This is a genomic window from Flavobacteriales bacterium, from assembly GCA_021739695.1.
Classification (GTDB): Bacteria; Bacteroidota; Bacteroidia; order UBA10329; family UBA10329; genus UBA10329.
Genome location: JAIPBM010000004.1, coordinates 133095 through 150171, shown reverse-complemented (window position 1 = coordinate 150171; position 17077 = coordinate 133095). Strand labels below are relative to the sequence as shown.

At 46.5% G+C, this 17077-nt stretch carries 16 protein-coding genes and 1 other RNA gene; 9 read left to right on the top strand and 8 right to left on the bottom strand.

What is annotated here, in order from left to right:
- Positions 1-81 precede the first annotated feature (81 nt).
- The 3 genes from K9J17_03790 (at position 82) to rnpB (ending at position 2344) form a co-directional block, all read left to right on the top strand.
- A complete protein-coding gene (locus tag K9J17_03790) occupies positions 82-1008 on the top strand; it encodes a YfiM family protein (GenBank protein MCF8275834.1) in 927 nt (308 codons plus the stop codon).
- Positions 1009-1011: 3 nt separating this feature from the next.
- Positions 1012-1998: a DUF2027 domain-containing protein gene (locus K9J17_03785; GenBank protein ID MCF8275833.1), complete on the top strand. Its 987-nt coding sequence runs from the start codon at positions 1012-1014 to the stop codon at positions 1996-1998.
- Positions 1999-2004: 6 nt separating this feature from the next.
- Positions 2005-2344: RNase P RNA component class A (rnpB, locus tag K9J17_03780), an RNA gene on the top strand.
- A 44-nt stretch (positions 2345-2388) separates the two neighbouring features.
- Here the strand turns inward: rnpB and K9J17_03775 are convergent.
- On the bottom strand, positions 2389-2625 hold the full coding sequence (locus K9J17_03775; protein MCF8275832.1) for a CDGSH iron-sulfur domain-containing protein: 237 nt from the start codon (positions 2623-2625) through the stop codon (positions 2389-2391).
- A gap of 125 nt (positions 2626-2750) precedes the next feature.
- Here K9J17_03775 and K9J17_03770 point away from each other — a divergent pair, with 125 nt between their 5' ends.
- Together K9J17_03770 and K9J17_03765 are read left to right on the top strand one after the other, a co-directional pair.
- Positions 2751-4592 carry an alkaline phosphatase D family protein gene (locus tag K9J17_03770; protein ID MCF8275831.1) on the top strand — a complete coding sequence of 614 codons (1842 nt, stop codon included), beginning with the start codon at positions 2751-2753 and terminating at the stop codon, positions 4590-4592.
- 48 nt (positions 4593-4640) lie between these two features.
- Positions 4641-5183: a DUF6272 family protein gene (locus tag K9J17_03765; protein ID MCF8275830.1), complete on the top strand. Its 543-nt coding sequence runs from the start codon at positions 4641-4643 to the stop codon at positions 5181-5183.
- On the opposite strand, the gene nhaC is transcribed toward K9J17_03765, so the two are convergent.
- Complete coding sequence (gene nhaC, locus K9J17_03760) at positions 5180-6628, bottom strand: Na+/H+ antiporter NhaC (protein MCF8275829.1); 1449 nt, start codon at positions 6626-6628, stop codon at positions 5180-5182. The genes K9J17_03765 and nhaC overlap by 4 nt on opposite strands.
- A gap of 96 nt (positions 6629-6724) precedes the next feature.
- Here nhaC and K9J17_03755 point away from each other — a divergent pair, with 96 nt between their 5' ends.
- Positions 6725-7210 carry a DUF4920 domain-containing protein gene (locus K9J17_03755; protein MCF8275828.1) on the top strand — a complete coding sequence of 162 codons (486 nt, stop codon included), beginning with the start codon at positions 6725-6727 and terminating at the stop codon, positions 7208-7210.
- Between the two features lie 74 nt (positions 7211-7284).
- Here the strand turns inward: K9J17_03755 and K9J17_03750 are convergent, their stop codons facing one another.
- The gene (locus tag K9J17_03750; GenBank protein ID MCF8275827.1) at positions 7285-7764 is read right to left on the bottom strand and encodes a hypothetical protein; all 480 of its coding nucleotides are present in this window, start codon (positions 7762-7764) and stop codon (positions 7285-7287) included.
- A gap of 208 nt (positions 7765-7972) precedes the next feature.
- Between K9J17_03750 and K9J17_03745 the strand changes: the two genes are divergently transcribed.
- Together K9J17_03745 and K9J17_03740 are read left to right on the top strand one after the other, a co-directional pair.
- Positions 7973-8224 carry a hypothetical protein gene (locus K9J17_03745; GenBank protein MCF8275826.1) on the top strand — a complete coding sequence of 84 codons (252 nt, stop codon included), beginning with the start codon at positions 7973-7975 and terminating at the stop codon, positions 8222-8224.
- 4 nt (positions 8225-8228) lie between these two features.
- Positions 8229-8618, top strand: coding sequence for a hypothetical protein (locus tag K9J17_03740; protein ID MCF8275825.1), 390 nt, complete (start codon positions 8229-8231; stop codon positions 8616-8618).
- 111 nt (positions 8619-8729) lie between these two features.
- Here the strand turns inward: K9J17_03740 and floA are convergent, their stop codons facing one another.
- The 4 genes from floA to K9J17_03720 are packed head-to-tail and all read right to left on the bottom strand — an operon-like array spanning position 8730 to position 15178.
- Positions 8730-9716: a flotillin-like protein FloA gene (gene floA, locus K9J17_03735; GenBank protein ID MCF8275824.1), complete on the bottom strand. Its 987-nt coding sequence runs from the start codon at positions 9714-9716 to the stop codon at positions 8730-8732.
- 9 nt (positions 9717-9725) lie between these two features.
- Positions 9726-10190 (bottom strand): hypothetical protein, encoded by a 465-nt coding sequence (locus tag K9J17_03730; GenBank protein ID MCF8275823.1) that lies wholly within the window; start codon positions 10188-10190, stop codon positions 9726-9728.
- Positions 10187-10501, bottom strand: coding sequence for an ATP-dependent Clp protease adaptor ClpS (locus tag K9J17_03725; GenBank protein MCF8275822.1), 315 nt, complete (start codon positions 10499-10501; stop codon positions 10187-10189). The genes K9J17_03730 and K9J17_03725 overlap by 4 nt, the downstream gene beginning before the upstream one ends.
- A gap of 51 nt (positions 10502-10552) precedes the next feature.
- Positions 10553-15178, bottom strand: coding sequence for a hypothetical protein (locus K9J17_03720; protein ID MCF8275821.1), 4626 nt, complete (start codon positions 15176-15178; stop codon positions 10553-10555).
- Between the two features lie 69 nt (positions 15179-15247).
- Between K9J17_03720 and K9J17_03715 the strand changes: the two genes are divergently transcribed.
- Positions 15248-16459, top strand: coding sequence for a SpoIID/LytB domain-containing protein (locus K9J17_03715; GenBank protein ID MCF8275820.1), 1212 nt, complete (start codon positions 15248-15250; stop codon positions 16457-16459).
- Here the strand turns inward: K9J17_03715 and K9J17_03710 are convergent.
- Positions 16444-17025 (bottom strand): ACP phosphodiesterase, encoded by a 582-nt coding sequence (locus K9J17_03710; protein MCF8275819.1) that lies wholly within the window; start codon positions 17023-17025, stop codon positions 16444-16446. The two genes, K9J17_03715 and K9J17_03710, sit on opposite strands and share 16 nt — an antisense overlap.
- Positions 17026-17077: the final 52 nt, after the last annotated feature.

Genomic DNA, 17077 nt, shown 5'->3' with positions numbered 1-17077 from the left:
AGACACTTTGGTTTTATCCGTGACACACAATACCAAGACAATGCCAAACTTTTCGATCTAGGTAAAAACTACTTTTACATCATGTTCAGGCAGCTTTTGGTTTTCTTGCTGGTTATCGGGTCGGTTTCAATAGCCTCCGCTCAGAAAACCCAATTCGAATGGAAGACCTATTCCGACACCATTTTTAAACCCAGAGCTTATGTTTTAGGCGGTCTTTCCGCAGGCGTCTGGGTAGGTTCAGTGGTCGGTCTAAATCAGCTTTGGTATGTTAACGAACCACGTTCAAAATTTCACACGTTTGACGATAGCCGCGAGTGGATGCAAATGGATAAGGCGGGACACTTCTTCACCTGCTATGCCATCGGGTATTATTACATGGATCTGATGAGATGGTCTGGATTCAACCGACAGACAAGTGTTTGGGCCGGAGGTTTCATGGGTAGTTTCTACATGGCCGGAATAGAGATATTGGATGGCTTTTCGGATGCATGGGGTTTTTCACTCAGCGATTTTACCGTTAACACATGCGGATCATTTGCTGTAATTGTTCAAGAGCTGGCTTGGAACGAGCAACGGATAACGCCTAAGATGTCTTATCACCCAACGCATTATGCACAGTATCGTCCCAATTTGCTGGGCGATAGTTTTGGTTCACGTATGTTGAAGGATTACAATGGACATACCATTTGGTTTTCGGCCAACATTCATTCTTTCCTTAGAGATGAAAGCAAATTTCCGCGTTGGCTGAATGTGGCCGTTGGATTTGGTGCCGATGGCATGACCGGTGCATTCAGCAATCCGAAATTTGACGATAACGGAAATGAACTGCCAAATTTTGTGCGGCATCGGCAGATCTATCTATCCTTAGATGTTGACCTGACCAAGATCAGAACCAATAAGAAATGGTTACGAACCGTTTTCAAGGCTGTGAACCTCATCAAGTTACCGTTTCCAACGGTTGAATTCAACTCCATTCAAAGAGTTAAATTTCATGGAGTGTACTTTTAGGACATGTTCAAAGTAGGCGAAAAAGTAAGATACCTCGATGACGAAGGAGAAGGCATCATCATCAAGCTACTCGATCCCAAGACCGCCTTGGTATTGGACAGATCGGGTCTCACCATGCCTCATGCAATCAGCAAACTTGTACCTGCAGAGCGCGACCGTGTAACAGAAAAACCGAAGCCCGTGCCGGTTATCAACAAACCAGTTGTTGCTCCAATGCCTATTCCATCGGTAAAAAAAGGAGTCGAATTGCCAGAACTTTCCTTGGCTTTCATGTCAACGAACGCTGAAAAGCCAGATACGGGCGATCTTGACCTTTACTTCATCAATAATTCAAAGTACCACATCTTGGTAAATGTTGCCGCCAAGGTGGATGAGCAATGGTTCAGCCTATTTCATGGGGAAGTATTGCCGAAGAGTGAACATCTCGTTCAATCCTTGAGGCGACAAGACGTTGGTTCGGTAGGCAATCTGAACATTGATCTACTTTTTTTCGGAACAACAGGTTATGAAAACCGAAAACCGATCTCAACCATGCTCAAGATCAAATCGACCCGATTTGTGAAGGCTGGCAACTACATATTTTATGAAGGCCTTGAAAACCCAGCCATTGCTGTTCCTATTGAGGAAGAAAGAATCGTTTCAGCACCTGCATCGATTCCAAAAAATCCTCGGGCATTCAAAACTGTTCAACCTGCCTCATTGATCTTTGAGGAAGAAGTGGATCTTCACTTGGAAGCCATTATCGGCTTAGACCCGCACGATATGCCTGATCACGAAAAATTCCTGACCCAAATGCGGCATTTCGAACGGAGATTGACCCATGCCTTGACCCACAATTACATCGAGATCACTTTCATTCATGGAGTTGGCACGGGAAGGCTGAAAGAAGCCATTCGTCAAGAGTTGAAAGAATATGGATTGCACTTCCAAGATGGGCCGTTCCACAAATATGGTGTAGGCGCCACGGTGGTCAATCTAAACTTAAGCTAACTTTGCAGCGCAAATCGGCTCACCGCTGTCCCGACATGTCGGGATGGAGGAAAGTCCAGACAGCATAGAGCACCGTACCGCATGCAAATGTGGGTGTCGCGGAAGGAATTCTACGGCAACAGCAAGTGTCACAGAAAATGACCGCCCTTTGCTTGCGAAGGGTTAGGGTGAAAATGTGAGGTAAGAGCTCACGCGTTTCGGTGGTAACATCGGAATGGGACAAACCTTACGGGCTGCAAGACCAAATAGGTCGGGAATTAAGAGTTGCTCGCTCTTTCCCGATGGGTAGGTTGCATAGATAAATGGTGAGCTAAAACAGGATCTGGCTTACGGGTTTGCATAAAACGGACTCTGACGGGAAATCGTCAGAGGCCGTCCATTTTTGCCAGATCACAACTTAGCGTGGCTGCCATCGCAGTACGGTTTGCCGGCAGTTTGCTTGCAACCGCACCATGCCACTCGCTTGGCCACTGTTATCTTTTCAATGACCGGAGCAAACTCGCTGCCCTTGTGCGAACCATCGCAATACGGTTGTTTACTGCTTTTTCCGCAGGCACACCAAGCATAAACGCCCGGTTCTAGGTCTTGTACATAAGGTGCTTTTTGTGCAATCTCGGGCTTGCTCATTTCTCTTTCGTTTGGTTTGATGTTCAAACACCAATTTACATATAATGTTCGAATTTGGGATTAAGCAATAATAACGCGGCAGAATTAGGTTTTAATCTAAATTTGTTTGCACACAAACCAATATCATGAAGTCAATTTTCTTCTCCCTACTCACCCTTCTTTCCATTTCTGCCATTGCGCAACAAGAAGACCTTAACCCAACGCATTATTCTAGAAACAGCTTAGAACCTGCCTTAGAGCCGTTCTACCACGGAGTTGCCTCAGGCGATCCGCTAACTGACGCTGTCATCATTTGGACACGAATTACGCTGAACAGCACCGACCCAGTTGATGTGAATTGGCGAATGGCCACAGACACACTTTTCAGCAATGTGGTTGCAAGTGGAACTGCATCAACAGATTCTTCTGTCGATTGGACCATTAAAGTGGATGTGACCGGATTGGCTGAAGACAGCTGGTATTACTACGATTTCGAGCACAATGGTGTGCATTCGCTTATTGGAAGGACCAGAACCGCCCCAACAGGTGGTGTTGATCATCTCCGATTTGGAGTGGTTTCTTGTCAGAGCTACGAGAACGGCTACTACCACGCTTACCGAGACATGGTGAACCGTAATGATATTGACTGCATTCTTCACCTAGGCGATTATATCTACGAATATGCCACTGGCGGCTTGGGTGCTTCTATTCAAGACAGACTGGAAGAGCCTGCTACAGAGATCATCCAACTAAGTGATTACCGAACGCGCTATTCGCATTACAGATTGGATCCAGATCTGCGCGATGCGCATCAGCAATATCCATTCATCTGTGTGTGGGATGACCATGAAACTGCAAACAACTCTTATTCTGATGGTGCCGAGAACCACACAGAAGGTGCCGAAGGACTTTGGGTAGATAGAAAAGCAAACGGTATTCAGGCCAATGCCGAATGGTTGCCTGTGAGACTTCCAGATGCAAACGACCCTTCTCGCAGGTTCCGTGAATTCAGCTTTGGCGATCTGGCACACCTCAGTATGCTTGATACGCGCCTTTATGACCGCGATGAACAAGGCGCTGGAAATGCAAACGACCGCAGTCTGATGGGTTATGAACAGCGTCATTGGTTGTATGATAACCTGGTAAATGAAACGCCACAATGGAAAGTTGTTGGACAGCAGGTAATGATGGCTCCACTGACCGTTTTCAATTTTGTGGTCAATGACGACCAGTGGGACGGCTATCCTGCGGAACGCGATAGTCTTTACGAGCAATTGACATCCAATAACGTGGACAACATGGTTGTTCTTACCGGAGATATTCACACCTCTTGGGCCAACGACCTTCCTGGAGATAACTATGTGGGAAGCACTGGAGCTGGGAGTGTGGGCGTAGAGTATGTGGTAACAAGTGTTTCCACGCAAAGCAGTCCGGTTCCAATTCCTAGTAATGTGATCGGAGCCATCAATCCACACATCAAGTTTGCCGACCTATCTCAGAAAGGTTACCTGATATTGGATCTGACCGCTGCAGCTGCCCAATCTGATTGGTACTATGTATCGGACGTATCGCAACCAACATTTACTTCTGCCTTGGGAGCAAGTTGGAAAACCAACGATGGAGATAATCACTTGACGCAAGCCACAGGCGCTGCCCCAGCAGGTGTGTATCCACCATTGGCTCCGTTGTTCGAAGAAGAAGGATTGGGCGTTGAGGAATTAGCCAAATCGCCTGTTGTGATCAGCTCATACCCAAATCCATTCTTAGATCGCTTTGTGGTTCAATTCAATCTGTTTGAACAGGAAAATGTGAGCATCAAATTGACTGACATCTCTGGAAAAACCGTTTTGGAGAAAGATTTTGGCACCATGCGAGATGGGCTTCATTACTTGGAAATTGACGTTCCGGAAGTGGCTGCCGGCCTCTACGTTTTCACGCTTCAGACCCAAGGAAATGTAATAAACAGGAGGATGAGCAAGTTTGAGTAACCAAATGAGCTCGAATTCGTAAATACCATTTGGTGGAATAACTGAGGAATGGCTGAGGGAATCAATAAATATGCTTTGATCGGAGAGGAAACGGTTCTTTATGAACATGAAGGAGCCGTGGACAAGAAGGTATTGCTTGACACCCTACCAAAGATTGAAGAAATATTAGACTCACTTTCTGTTGATAGACAGAAGAAGCGCAAGATTGTCAACATTGCCATCGAAACACTGCAGAATCTGCAACTGCATTCGTTTCCATTGGATGGCAAAGCGTATGATCTTCGTCCGTTATTTCTCGTTGCCAAGGATGCAAGCAACATTACCATCACCATCGGTAATCTGATTGCGAACGAGGAATGCCCCGTGTTGGAGGACAAGCTTCTGAAGATCAATAGCCTGAATGACGAGGAGATCAAGTTCCTCTATGGCGTTATCATGAAGCAGACCGTAGTGAAATTCTCTACAAAAGGTGGCGCAGGCCTCGGACTGATTGACATGAAGAAGAAATCGGGCAATGCGCTGGATTTCTGCTTTCAACAGGTGGATGATGCCGTGAGTTACTTTAACCTGAAGATCAGCGTGCCCTGCTAATCTTTTGCAGACTTTCTCAACTCATTCACTTTCCATCCCATGTAACCGAACAACACGGTCATTAGTGGACTGATGATGTTGAAGAATGCAAATGGCAAGTACGTGCCCGTTGCCACTCCCAAAACACCCGAATGATAGGCTCCACACGTATTCCATGGAACCAAAGCTGAAGTAACGGTTCCGCTGTCTTCTAAGGTTCTACTCAGATTCTCAGGTGCGAGGCCACGTTTCTCATATTCTTTGGCAAACATTCTTCCAGGAACCACGATGGCCAGATACTGATCGGATGCGGTAACGTTGAAGACCACACAGGTGCCAGCTGTAGCGGCAATCAATGAACCCGTGGTTTGAGCCAAGTGCAAGATGGATGCTGCAATGCGCTCCAGCATGCCACTGGCTTCCATCACACCGCCAAAGGTCATGGCGCATATAATGAGCCAAATGGTCCCGAGCATGCCGTTCATTCCGCCAGAAGTAAGGAGTTCATCTGCCACAGCATTTCCAGATGTGATGGCCACATCGGTGGTCATCGCATCAATAACGGCCATATAAGCCGCCTTGCCGAAACTGCTTCCTTCGGCAGCAAGCTCCTGAATGATCTGCGGTTGAAAACCAATGGCAAACAATCCGCCTAAGATGGCACCCGCAAGCAACGCAGGCACAGCTGGAACCTTTTTCACAATAAGCACAATGACCGCAACGGGCACCAGAAACAACCACAGGCTGATGTTGAATTTAGCCGCAATGGCAGATTGAAGTGCCTCTACCCCATCCAAATTGGCCCCTGTGCCAGAAGTGAATCCCAAGACCAAAAAGATGAGTGCTGTAATGGTAATGGACGGAACTGTTGTCCACATCATGTGTCGGATGTGTGTGATCAGATCCGTTCCGGCCATAGCAGGTGCCAAGTTGGTGGTATCTGAAAGAGGCGACATCTTATCTCCGAAATAAGCACCCGAAATAATGGCTCCAGCAATCATCCCATCGCTGAAACCGAGAATACGGCCTATTCCCATCAATGCCACTCCAACAGTAGCTACTGTGGTCCACGAACTTCCTGTGGCAAGCGAAACAATGGAACAGACAATGCATGTTGCAAACAAGAATATCTTGGGATTCAATACCTCCAATCCGTAATAGATCATGCCAGGCACCACGCCACTTATAAGCCATGTTCCGGCCAAGGCACCGATCATCAGAAGGATGATGAGTGCCGGCAACGCGCTGCTGATACTACCGACCACGCCATCAAACAGGTCATCCCATTTGTGTTTGTTGCTTAAGGCCACGAAGGTTGCAACCCCGGCCGAAAGCAACAAAGCCATCTGATTGGCTCCTCCCAACGAATTATCTCCATAAAAGGCCACATTGGTTCCGAGCAATGCCACCAGAAAAACCAGCGGAATGAATGATTGTAGCAGAGATGGTTGTTTAGAATCGGTCATGTTCTTGAATGTTCGGGCAAGATAGCAAAGTTGTGTGGCGTATGTTACCGCGGCATGTTTGGCAGATCTTTACTTTTGCCCCATAAACAGATACCTATGAAATACCTTATTCCGATTTTCTCCATTTTCCTATTGGCTTCGTGCGGAAGCTTTACCAAAGAAACAACAGAGGCAAGCGATGTGGCTAGCGACAGCACAGCCTGGTATGGCGAGCCATTTGAATACACCGATGCTATTCCCGCAATGGAAGTAGCCAAGCTGATGAGCGATTCTTCGAAAAACGAATTCATTGTGCAAGGAACCATTCAGGAATGCTGCCAGAAAAAAGGCTGCTGGATGAAAGTGGATATGGGCAATGGCGAAACCATGCGCGTTACCTTCAAAGACTACGAATTCTTTGTTCCCTTGGATGCCGCTGGCAGAACCATGACCATGAAAGGCATTGCCATGTACGATACCTTGGATGTGGATTACCTGAAGCATTTGGCCGAAGATGCCAAAGCCACGCAAGAAGAAATTGATGCCATCACTCAGCCCGAACTGGCCCTCACTTTTGAGGCTACGGGAGTGGAGATCAAATAACCCGAATAAGACGATTGAAAAAAGGCGCGGTGAATGTTCACCGCGCCTTTTTCGTTTTTACGAGATGGTCTGTATTATGAGATGGCGACCTTGTAGTTGGCAACGGTGAGCGGGTCGTTGTTAGTTGCATTGAGGAAGGGTTTGAGCAGTGGCGCTCCACTGCTGCCGCCTATGAAGTTCACTTCTTCGCCCGGGTTGAGGACCTGGCCGATGGTGCAGGTTTCGGCTGCCGAATCGGTTGAACAGACGAAGAAGGGAACGGTACCGATGTTCTTGATGGAGATCTTTACTTTGGGGGCTACTCCATCCTTTATATTGACGGTGCTGCTGGCAGGTATTTCGCCAGTGAATTCGATGGTGCCGCCACCGGAGCCATGGCCTGCATTGACGATCTTACGGGCGTTGTGATAGGTGGCGTAGAATTCGGGGTCGGAGGTGATGAAGTTCTCCATGAGTTTGTCTATCTGCATTCTTGGCATCTGAATCTCCACTCTTGGCGTCTGAAACTGCACTCTTGGCGCCTGAATCTGCACTCTTGACGTCTGAATCTCCACTCTTGGCGTCTGAATTAGCACTCTTGACGTCTAAGTATCCACTCCTGACGTCTAAGTATTCACTCTTGACGTCTGAGTATCCACTCTTGGCGTCTGAATAAGCGGTCTTGGCGCCTAAGTATGCACTTCGGGCATCTGAGTGAGGACTTAACCGCTAGGAAGTAGCACTTAGCTGCTCGGAAGTCGAAAGCATCGGATATTGAAATGAATGGGAACTATGGATGGTACTAAAATGATGAATGCTTCGGAGATCAGTCAGGAGACTGATCGCACCAAATTCCGCACAAGTCATCCTACGGAAGACTTGCGCGAGCAGGGGGTGCAAGCCAGAACACATAAACGCAAGTGGATATTTACCTATGCATTACCTTTAGATACTACCAAGCATGAAACCACGCCTTTCTATAGCAGCGCTTTTTATACTAATGCTTGCTTTCTCGGCTTGCAAAAAGTCGGATAGCGAAATGGAGAAAGCTTTGGTGGGTACGTGGAGGAAAAAAAAGTGCCCCATGTACAATAATGATGACGATAATGATGCCTTTTGGTTTTACGGGACAATTAGGTTTAGAGAAAATCACTCAATGGCTCAGGATCTTTCATGGACCTTTTGTAAAGATACTTGTGAGAATCCTCCATCCGACCCGATGAAGTATTGTACCTGTACTTATCACGTGGAAGACGGCAAACTGATTATTACCCCTAATGCAGAAAACCCTCTTGGATTTGGTGATGAGACAACCGCACCATATTTAACAGGCATACCCATTAAATCGGTTACTGGCAAAATGCTCATTCTTGACTATTGGGAATCTGATGGGGTCTCAGTTGAATGTACGTGTTTTGAAAAACTTTGAAGTAAACCCCCAGCTCTCAGAAGACTTCCACAGGATGTCCCAGCTTACACGAAAACATAAAAAAGGCGCAGACCAAATGGTCTGCTCCTTTTCAATTAATGGCTGTATGAATTACTTCGACCCTTTCGAAGAATCGCTTTTACCTGGCTTGGAAATGGAGTTTCTCATGTCCGTATCTGCCTTGATGTTCTCGAATTTGTAGTAATCCATAATTCCCAAATGTCCAGCTCTGAAAGCTTCTGCCATCGCTTGCGGAATCTGAACTTCTGCCTCAATCACTTTCGCTCTTGCTTCTTGGGCTTTGGCTTTCATTTCCTGCTCCAGTGCAACGGCCATGGCTCTGCGTTCCTCGGCTTTTGCCTGCGCAATATTCTTATCGGCCTCTGCCTGATCCATCTGAAGTTCTGCCCCAATGTTCTTGCCTATGTCCACATCGGCAATATCAATGGAAAGGATCTCGAATGCCGTTCCTGAATCCAATCCTCTGGCAAGAACCACCTTCGAAATAGAATCCGGATTCTCCAACACGGCTTTGTGAGACGCAGCCGAACCTATGGATGAAACAACTCCTTCGCCAACACGGGCAAGAATGGTGTCTTCTCCAGCACCACCAACCAATTGGGCGATATTGGCACGCACCGTAATTCGTGCTTTGGCTATAAGCTGAATACCATCTTTTGCCACTGCAGTCACTGGTGGAGTATCAATCACCTTCGGATTTACTGACATCTGTACTGCTTGCAATACATCCCGTCCGGCAAGGTCAATGGCTGTGGCCATTTTAAAATCCAATGGAATGTTCGCCTTATCGGCAGAAATAAGGGCGAAGGTGACGTTCTGCACGCTTCCTCCTGCCAAGTAGTGCGCTTCCAGTGCATCACGGTTTACGGTCAGCCCTGCTTTTGTAGCGCTGATCATCGCATTCACGATAACCGTTGGCGGAACTTTTCTCAAGCGCATTCCGATCAACGCCCCAATACCTACCGGAACGCCAGAAAAGATGGCTGTGATCCACAATCCGAGTGGAACGTAATAGAAAAACAGCCATAGAATAACGACTGAGAATACAACAAGTGCAATTAAAATGGGTAACGCCATGGTTCGATTTTAAATGGTTTTTACTTTGATCTTATTCTGCTCCACTTTTACAACTTCAATGTCTTTTGCTTCATCCACAAATTCTCCGTCAGCGGTCACTTCCAACATCTTCTCTCCAAACAACGCTTTGCCCATTGGGTTCAATCGCGAAATGGTAACGCCCTTGTCTCCAACAGCAACTTGCGTGTGCATATCGGCCAAGGTGCGGCCATCAATGCTCGAATCCAAGGCCATCCTTTTCCAAGTATTTCCCTTCAAGAGTACCACAAGCGAGAGAAACACCACGGCCACACAAGCGGCCAAGGCAATATGTCCAGCTGTTGTGCCAAGGTAGGCATAGGTCAGGTAAATACCTATCGCCAACAGAATGATTCCGCCAACACCGACAATGGTGGTTCCGGGAATAAAGATGATCTCTAAAAGTATAAGCAGAATACCAAGCAGAAGAAGCGCAATGACTACTCCTGTTATCATTTGGCGATCTTCGGAATGTCTTCGATTGTTGCTGTAAGACCGAGGTTGATGATCCTGGCCCAAACGGGTTGAAGTTTGCTGAACATATCGGTCTTAACCGCACACTTTCCGCTGTAATGAATGATGAATGTGCATTGCTCGGCCTGCAATGGCTCGTGTCCGCAATATTCGATCAATGTCTCAATAACGAAGTCAAAGGTGTTGTAATCGTCATTATGGATCACCAATGTCTTAGGTGCCTGAACGAGCTGGTCAAGTTCCTGTTGGAACTCAACTTCAAGATCGAGGCTGAAAAGTGGGTCTAGGTTCATGCTTGTAAAACGAACATCGAAGGTATTACTTTCGATGACCAAATTAGCGTTTTAATCGACAAACGGAATATTCTCAACGTCCGACAACATCACAGCTTCATTTTTCAGGTAAGGAATGATTTTCACCGATTCAAATCCTTTACTGCGATAGTCATTGTAATCCATTCGGGCATCCGATAGCGTTTCATAGTAACCAGACTGCAAACTGAATTCGGGCATGGAGAATGAAATGGCCTGTTCGGGTGTCATGGTCTCGGTGATGGTCTGAGACACGCCATTGGTGCGGATCTCAAATTCCAATCTATATGATACGTTTTCACGCTTTTTCAGATCATCCTTATTAAACGGTGGGCGGATGTACTCTTCTCGGGAAGGTGCTGCCGCAACCGTTTCCAGCACATCCTGATTACGCAGATTCGATTTGATCTCTTTCAGTGATTCAGCTGTTTTTCCTGCTTCCACCCACTGGTTCTTCATGTTTTTGAGCACCGCAACCCGACCGATGTCCTCAGCACGCATGCGTTGAACCATTTTTCTCATGCTCGGGTCTTCAATCTTTTCGAAGGAAGGTTTCTGCGTGCTGTAATCTCGAAGAGCAGCCGTCATTGAATGTATCTGTCCAGTACTTGCTTCCAACCAATTCGGAGCAGCGTTGATAGAACGTGGTGGAGTTTCAGCACGTACTTCTCCTAACTCCTCTTCCCTTTCTTCTAACTGATATTGTTCTTCCACCAAAGTAGCTTCGCTCGTTTCCTCCGCGACAATCGGTGCAGGGGTTTCAACAGCTTCTGTTGGATTCAGCGATTCCGTCTCTGTCGCAACTTCAACGGTTTCTACCGTTTTAACATTTTCAGGCTCCGCTACTTCCAATTCTTTGGTTACCGCATTCACGACATCCAACTCTTCCTGAATCTGCTCATCCGTTTCCTCCGCCAATTCTGAAATCTGTGGAGTTTCGGCAATTGGTGTCACCTCTTCTTCTACAGCGGGCTCTGGTACGGTAAGGTTCACCGTTTCCTCAACTACAGATGGCGCTGGTGTTTCAACAACTTCGGCCACCGCAATTTCTGCCGGAACAGGAAGCTCTTCAACCTTGACAACTACAGCTGTCGGTTCTTTGATCCCCTCATTTTTCAGTGCTTCTTCTACTGCTGCAAACTCCTTTTCCAACTCTGCTTGCGAAACTTCTTGTTCTACAACCGCAACCACCTCAGGTTGGGCAACAACTTCTTCTTTCGCTGGAGCAACAACTTGTTTTCCTTTAGTAGCCACATTCGGCTGAGTTATCATCTCCTCATTCTCGGCAGACAACAACTCCTTATTCATTTCATCATCGTACATCACATCCAGCGCATCTCTATCCTGCGCCATTTGCTGTCTCAACAACTGTTCTTTTTCCACGGCAATTTTCTGATGCTCGGCAAGAATTTCTCTATCCGCGGCAATCTTCGCCTCCAAAACTGGATCAAAATCCTTGCTTACAGCAGGCACTTCAATTGGATCCAATGGCCGCAGTGTGTAGTCCTTTTCAGCCTGAGCAGCTGCATCAGTCTTCATTCGCTGCTCAATTTCATTCAGTGCAGCCAAGTATTCCTGTGGATCTGCATTGCTTTTCAAAGCCACCGATTCGAGTTCACCATCAAGCGCTTGTTCTGCACCCGTGCTGTTATCCGTGTTAGCCGCCACACTAGTGGTTTCCATACCTCCAGTTGCTGATGAATCAGCTGCCTGCTTAACTGCTAGAGCCGCTTCTTTCTTCTCAGCTTTTAACGCATCTCGTTGTTTGTTTTCGGCTGCTACCAAGGCCTCTTGCTCTTTTTGTTGCGCCTCCAATTTGGCTATTGTCTGCAAGAAAAGTTCCGATTCTGACACCACTTTCACATCGGTCAACTCGGTTTCGGGAGCTTCCTTAGAAATGGTCTGCGGCTGTTCATCTGCTGCTATCTCATTCGATTTTTTGCTTTCAGCTTTTGTTGCCTCAAGCTCTTTAGCCTGCGCACCAGCTGCTTCCGATTCCTTTTGTTTGGCTACCAATTCCTGTTCCTTCAGCAATTCCGCCTCTCTCAATTTCATTTCCTCCAAGATCTGACTGAGCGAAGCATCCTCTTCCATCACTTCCGAAGTGCTTGCCACAGCTGGCTCAATCAACGAATCACGCATTGCCTGTTGTTTGGCCAATTCCACCTCACGGTCAATTTGTGCCAAACGCTCTTTCTCCGCTGCAAGCGCCTCAGTTCGCTCGCGCTCCATCCTCAACGAATCTTCCTTCGCTTGTTCAAGTTCCTTTTTCTCATTTGCTAAAGCGACTGACTTCTCAAGTTCAGCCAAACGTTCTTTTTCTGCCAACAACATCGCTTGCCGCTGATTCTCCACTTCAATGGAATCTTGTCTAGCTTTCAATTTAATTGCTTCTGAATCTTTTTCTGCTTCCAACTTGCGTTGATTGGCCAAAGCCACTTCGCGCTGCATCTCTTCTAGCTTTTGCTTTTCAGCTAACATGAGTTTTTCGCGTAAGAGCTCAGCTGCAATTGAATCCTTTTTCGCCTGTTCTGCTTTCGCTAACTCAGCTTGCTTGGCTGCTTCTTCAGCTTCTTGCTGTTGTTTTAATGCCAACTCTTCCGCTTGCTTGGTGGCCTCCAATTTGGCCTGTTCTGCTTTCGCCAACTTAGCTTGCTTGGCTGCTTCTTCAGCTTCTTGCTGTTGTTTCAGCGCCAATTCTTCTGCTTGCTTGATGGCCTCCAATTTGGCCTGTTCTGCTTTCGCCAACTCAGCTTGTTTAGCAGCTACTTCTTCTGCTTCTTGCTGTTGTTTCAACGCCAATTCTTCCGCTTGCTTGGTGGCTTCTAATTTGGCCTGTTCTGCTTTCGCCAACTCAGCTTGCTTGGCTGCTGCTTCAGCTTCTTGCTGTTGCTTCAGCGCCAATTCTTCTGCCTGCTTGGTGGCCTCCAATTTGGCCTGTTCTGCTTTCGCCAACTCAGATTGTTTGGCTGCTTCTTCTGCCTCTTGCTGTTGTTTCAGAGCCAATTCTTCTGCTTGCTTGGTGGCCTCCAATTTGGCCTGTTCTGTTTTCGCCAACTCAGCTTGTCTGGCTGCTTCTTCTGCCTCTTGCTGTTGTTTCAGAGCCAATTCTTCCGCTTGCTTGGTGGCTTCCTGCTGTGCTTTTTCCTTCGCCAACACATCATTTTGAGCTTTAGCAGCAGCTGTCTTTTCTTTTGCTCTCGCTGCCAGAAGTTCAGATGCATCTGGCATTGCAATCATCTTCTCTTCAACTTCTTGCAGTGGTCTGGTTTCCGCAAACTTCACAGAATCTGGATTTCCAGTTGCATCGAAGAAATTCGTTAGGGTAACCGTTCCTTTTTCTCCTATGGCATCGTAGACAATGCTCTGCTTTAATGCCTCTGTCGATTCTGTTACTGGCACATCAAGATCAAACTTAAACCCGTCCGCTTCGCGTGGCCCAACATCCATCGTGTAATCGTTCTGAGGAGGTAGTATCAGAAGGTACTTTCCAGTCACTTTGTGTGTTCTGTACTTTCCAACCACTTCATTGGTAATTGGATCCAGAACGGTCAAAGCAGCATAATTGTAGACAGAATCTGTCTTATCTTCAAACGAACCCTCCAAGACCGAAACCTCTACTTGTCCTGGATCATGAAGTAGGGTTTTCAGCACTCGAAGCTTACCCTCTTCCACATTCCTTTCCGTTGTAAAAAACGCCACTTTTCCATCTGGATCACTAACATACAGGAAGTCATCGAACGGAGAATTGATAGGATACTGTAGGTTCAGTGGAGTTGACCAGTTGTTTGTGCCAGCATCGAATTTTGAACTGAATACATCATAACCACCCATGGTATTATGTCCTTGCGAAGCGAAATAAAGCGTCTGCGAATCTTCATCGTAAAAGGCATAATCCTCATCATACTTGGTATTGATGGTACTTGGCAGCCGCTGTGGCAAGGCCAATTCTCCGTTCGGGAGACGGTTTACCCGATACAGATCTTTTCCATTCGCTCCATCTTCGCCATAGCTGGCGTATACCAAAGTTTGACTGTTGGTTGGAGTATAAACAACCGTTCCTGTAAGGTTCTTCTCGTCAAACTTCGTCTTGAAATTAGGTGGCAAGGGAATAACCTTGCCTTTCAATTTCCGGAAATCGTAAGGCCGATAGAATTCACTGGCAAGAACCTCTTTGTCCATGGCAGGTTCAAAATCGATGGCATCGTTGTATAGTATCTTGCCATTTCTGCATTCTTGAATGCTTCGGTCCAGGTCAACATTTGGCTTACTGAACCCTGCAGTTTTTCCCTTTTCGTATGATTTTATAGCATCATCAAAACGATAATTGAGCTGATAAGCCTTTCCCAAAAAGTAATGCGCTTCTGGATTCACTCCCTTTGAACTTGCCCCACCTTCGATGTACGGTAACGGTTTTAGCGGATCTGCTTCGGTAAAAAGGATACAAACGCCAAATCGATAATTGTAGTTCGGATTAAGCGCGTCTTTACTCAACAATTGCGAGAAGAGCGGTTTGGCATTCGCAAATTCGTTGTTGTCAAAAAATGCGTTAGCCGCCTTTTCCAGTTCCTCCTGACTGTCAAAACTAACTTGCCCAAAACCTTGCAAGGCAAGAAGAAACAATAAGATGTGAAATAGTAAGCGTGCTTTTAACACCATGGATTTACCCGTTTTTCGGGTTATTTTCGGCAATTCATTCAAGCTCCCAAAAATATTCGTTTTTAAGGAATGGTCAACGGAAAGAACCACGAGTTTACAGAGGCTTACAAACATTCAAAAGTCAATTTCTCCATACGTCTCACAAGATGCGTGCTTTTGGTGCTTTCCATAAGCGTTTCGCAGGTTTTTAGCGTCTGTGCCCAAACGGTTGCAGTTGGGTTGATGTATCACAGTTCCATAACCAGCTTGCTGTTCTCGCCATCCGCCAGTAAGTATGTTTTGATGAATGACAAAAGCGACACACTTTACGTGTTCAAATCGGATGATGCCATTTCGATGACGGTCCTCGGAGAACGACTATTGGTCAAATCTCCGTACGGACTGAATGACACCGTTGCCAGTTTGAAAATTCTTGGGGAAGGAAATTCCCCGAATTTCCGAGTGCGTTTCAACAACGAAAACCGTGACCATTCCTATTTCGATGACCTGATGGTAATGGTGAAAAACGGTAATCTGACAGTTGTGAACCAAGTTGGAATTGAGCCATATGTGGCACGGGTGGTGCAGGCTGAGGTTGGGTATGGAGCCAATGAAGAGTACTACAAGATTCAGAGCATTATTTGTAGAACATACGCGGTTCGGAATTTGGAACGGCATGCAGCTGATGGATTTGACCTTTGCGATAACGAGCATTGTCAAGTTTATTCTGGATTGAAAACAGCCACGAATGAAGTGATGAAGGCAACCTCTGCCACCAGCGGACTGGTAATGGTTGACCCGAAAAATGAATTCATTCTAAGTGCGTTTCATGCCAATTGTGGCGGACAAACAGCCAACTCAGAAGATGTTTGGAAAGAATCCCGCTCGTATCTTACATCGGTAACGGACACATTCTGTACGCAAAGCCGCAGCGCCACTTGGGACAAAAGCATGCCTATGGAAGAACTGATTGCTCAACTAGGTTTTGAGGCAACTGCTGTAGATTCTAGCGGATGGAGTTTCCTTCAACCAGAGAGAGAAAAATACTTTACACTGTATCAAGATTCAATTGAAATGTCCAAAATGCGGAGGCTGCTGCAATTGCGTTCCACCAATTTCGACCTAAAGGTGGAAAACGGAAAGGCAGAATTCACCGGTCGCGGATACGGACATGGTGTAGGTCTTTGCCAACAGGGCGCCATGAAAATGGCAGAAAGTGGCTACACCTACAGTCAGATCCTTGGATATTACTACAAGGGAGTGAGTTTGGTGCCGCTAAGCTCGCTTCAACTCGGAAAGTAATCTTCTGACATTCGTTTGGCATCGGCAATAAACTGCCGAAACTCCTGCCTGAATTCCGTTTCGTATTCCAGGTAAACATCCAAAGCCAAATGCATTTGGGTATCGTTTGCAGAGCGCCTGTCCAATCCTTGCAACGATTTCAGCAAGCCCCATTCAAACTGATAGTTGTAGAGCCAATTCTGCGTTTTCATGTAAGGAAAATAGCGTTGAACTGAATCAGGAAAATGGATTTTCTGCGCTTCCAGCCGCTGATAGATCGATTCCGTGAAATCATCCAATGCTGCATCATGAAATTCGGCCCAGTTGCTCGCTAGCACATGGTCATACACCACATCAATCACCACCGAAGCGTACCTCGATTGTGTTTGGCGAAACCGGTCAACTCCTTGCTTAACGAGGGTATGATTGTCGGTAAAGGCATCAATTGCGCGATGGAACCGAATTCCTTCCGCAACCTTTCCTGCATAGTTTTTCTCCGGATTGCCTTTCACCGAGTCGGCAATGAAATTTCCTAGCAGAATTTCGTCATCGCTGGGAGTAAGAAATATGTGTCCGAGGAAATTCACCGAACACCAAATTTAGACAAAAGGAAAGGGAGCTAAGGGTTTGATCGTTAGA

Excerpts from the sequence above, each read along its gene's own strand:
- floA (MCF8275824.1), bottom strand. The coding sequence starts at position 9,716 with ATGGCGTTACCCATTTTAATTGCACTTGTTGTATTCTCAGTCGTTATT.
- K9J17_03725 (MCF8275822.1), bottom strand. The coding sequence starts at position 10,501 with ATGAACCTAGACCCACTTTTCAGCCTCGATCTTGAAGTTGAGTTCCAA.
- K9J17_03770 (MCF8275831.1), top strand. The coding sequence starts at position 2,751 with ATGAAGTCAATTTTCTTCTCCCTACTCACCCTTCTTTCCATTTCTGCC.
- K9J17_03790 (MCF8275834.1), top strand. The coding sequence starts at position 82 with ATGTTCAGGCAGCTTTTGGTTTTCTTGCTGGTTATCGGGTCGGTTTCA.
- K9J17_03745 (MCF8275826.1), top strand. The coding sequence starts at position 7,973 with ATGGGAACTATGGATGGTACTAAAATGATGAATGCTTCGGAGATCAGT.
- K9J17_03715 (MCF8275820.1), top strand. The coding sequence starts at position 15,248 with ATGGTCAACGGAAAGAACCACGAGTTTACAGAGGCTTACAAACATTCA.
- K9J17_03765 (MCF8275830.1), top strand. The coding sequence starts at position 4,641 with ATGGCTGAGGGAATCAATAAATATGCTTTGATCGGAGAGGAAACGGTT.
- nhaC (MCF8275829.1), bottom strand. The coding sequence starts at position 6,628 with ATGACCGATTCTAAACAACCATCTCTGCTACAATCATTCATTCCGCTG.
- K9J17_03775 (MCF8275832.1), bottom strand. The coding sequence starts at position 2,625 with ATGAGCAAGCCCGAGATTGCACAAAAAGCACCTTATGTACAAGACCTA.
- K9J17_03720 (MCF8275821.1), bottom strand. The coding sequence starts at position 15,178 with ATGGTGTTAAAAGCACGCTTACTATTTCACATCTTATTGTTTCTTCTT.
- K9J17_03740 (MCF8275825.1), top strand. The coding sequence starts at position 8,229 with ATGGAGAAAGCTTTGGTGGGTACGTGGAGGAAAAAAAAGTGCCCCATG.
- K9J17_03730 (MCF8275823.1), bottom strand. The coding sequence starts at position 10,190 with ATGATAACAGGAGTAGTCATTGCGCTTCTTCTGCTTGGTATTCTGCTT.
- K9J17_03755 (MCF8275828.1), top strand. The coding sequence starts at position 6,725 with ATGAAATACCTTATTCCGATTTTCTCCATTTTCCTATTGGCTTCGTGC.
- K9J17_03785 (MCF8275833.1), top strand. The coding sequence starts at position 1,012 with ATGTTCAAAGTAGGCGAAAAAGTAAGATACCTCGATGACGAAGGAGAA.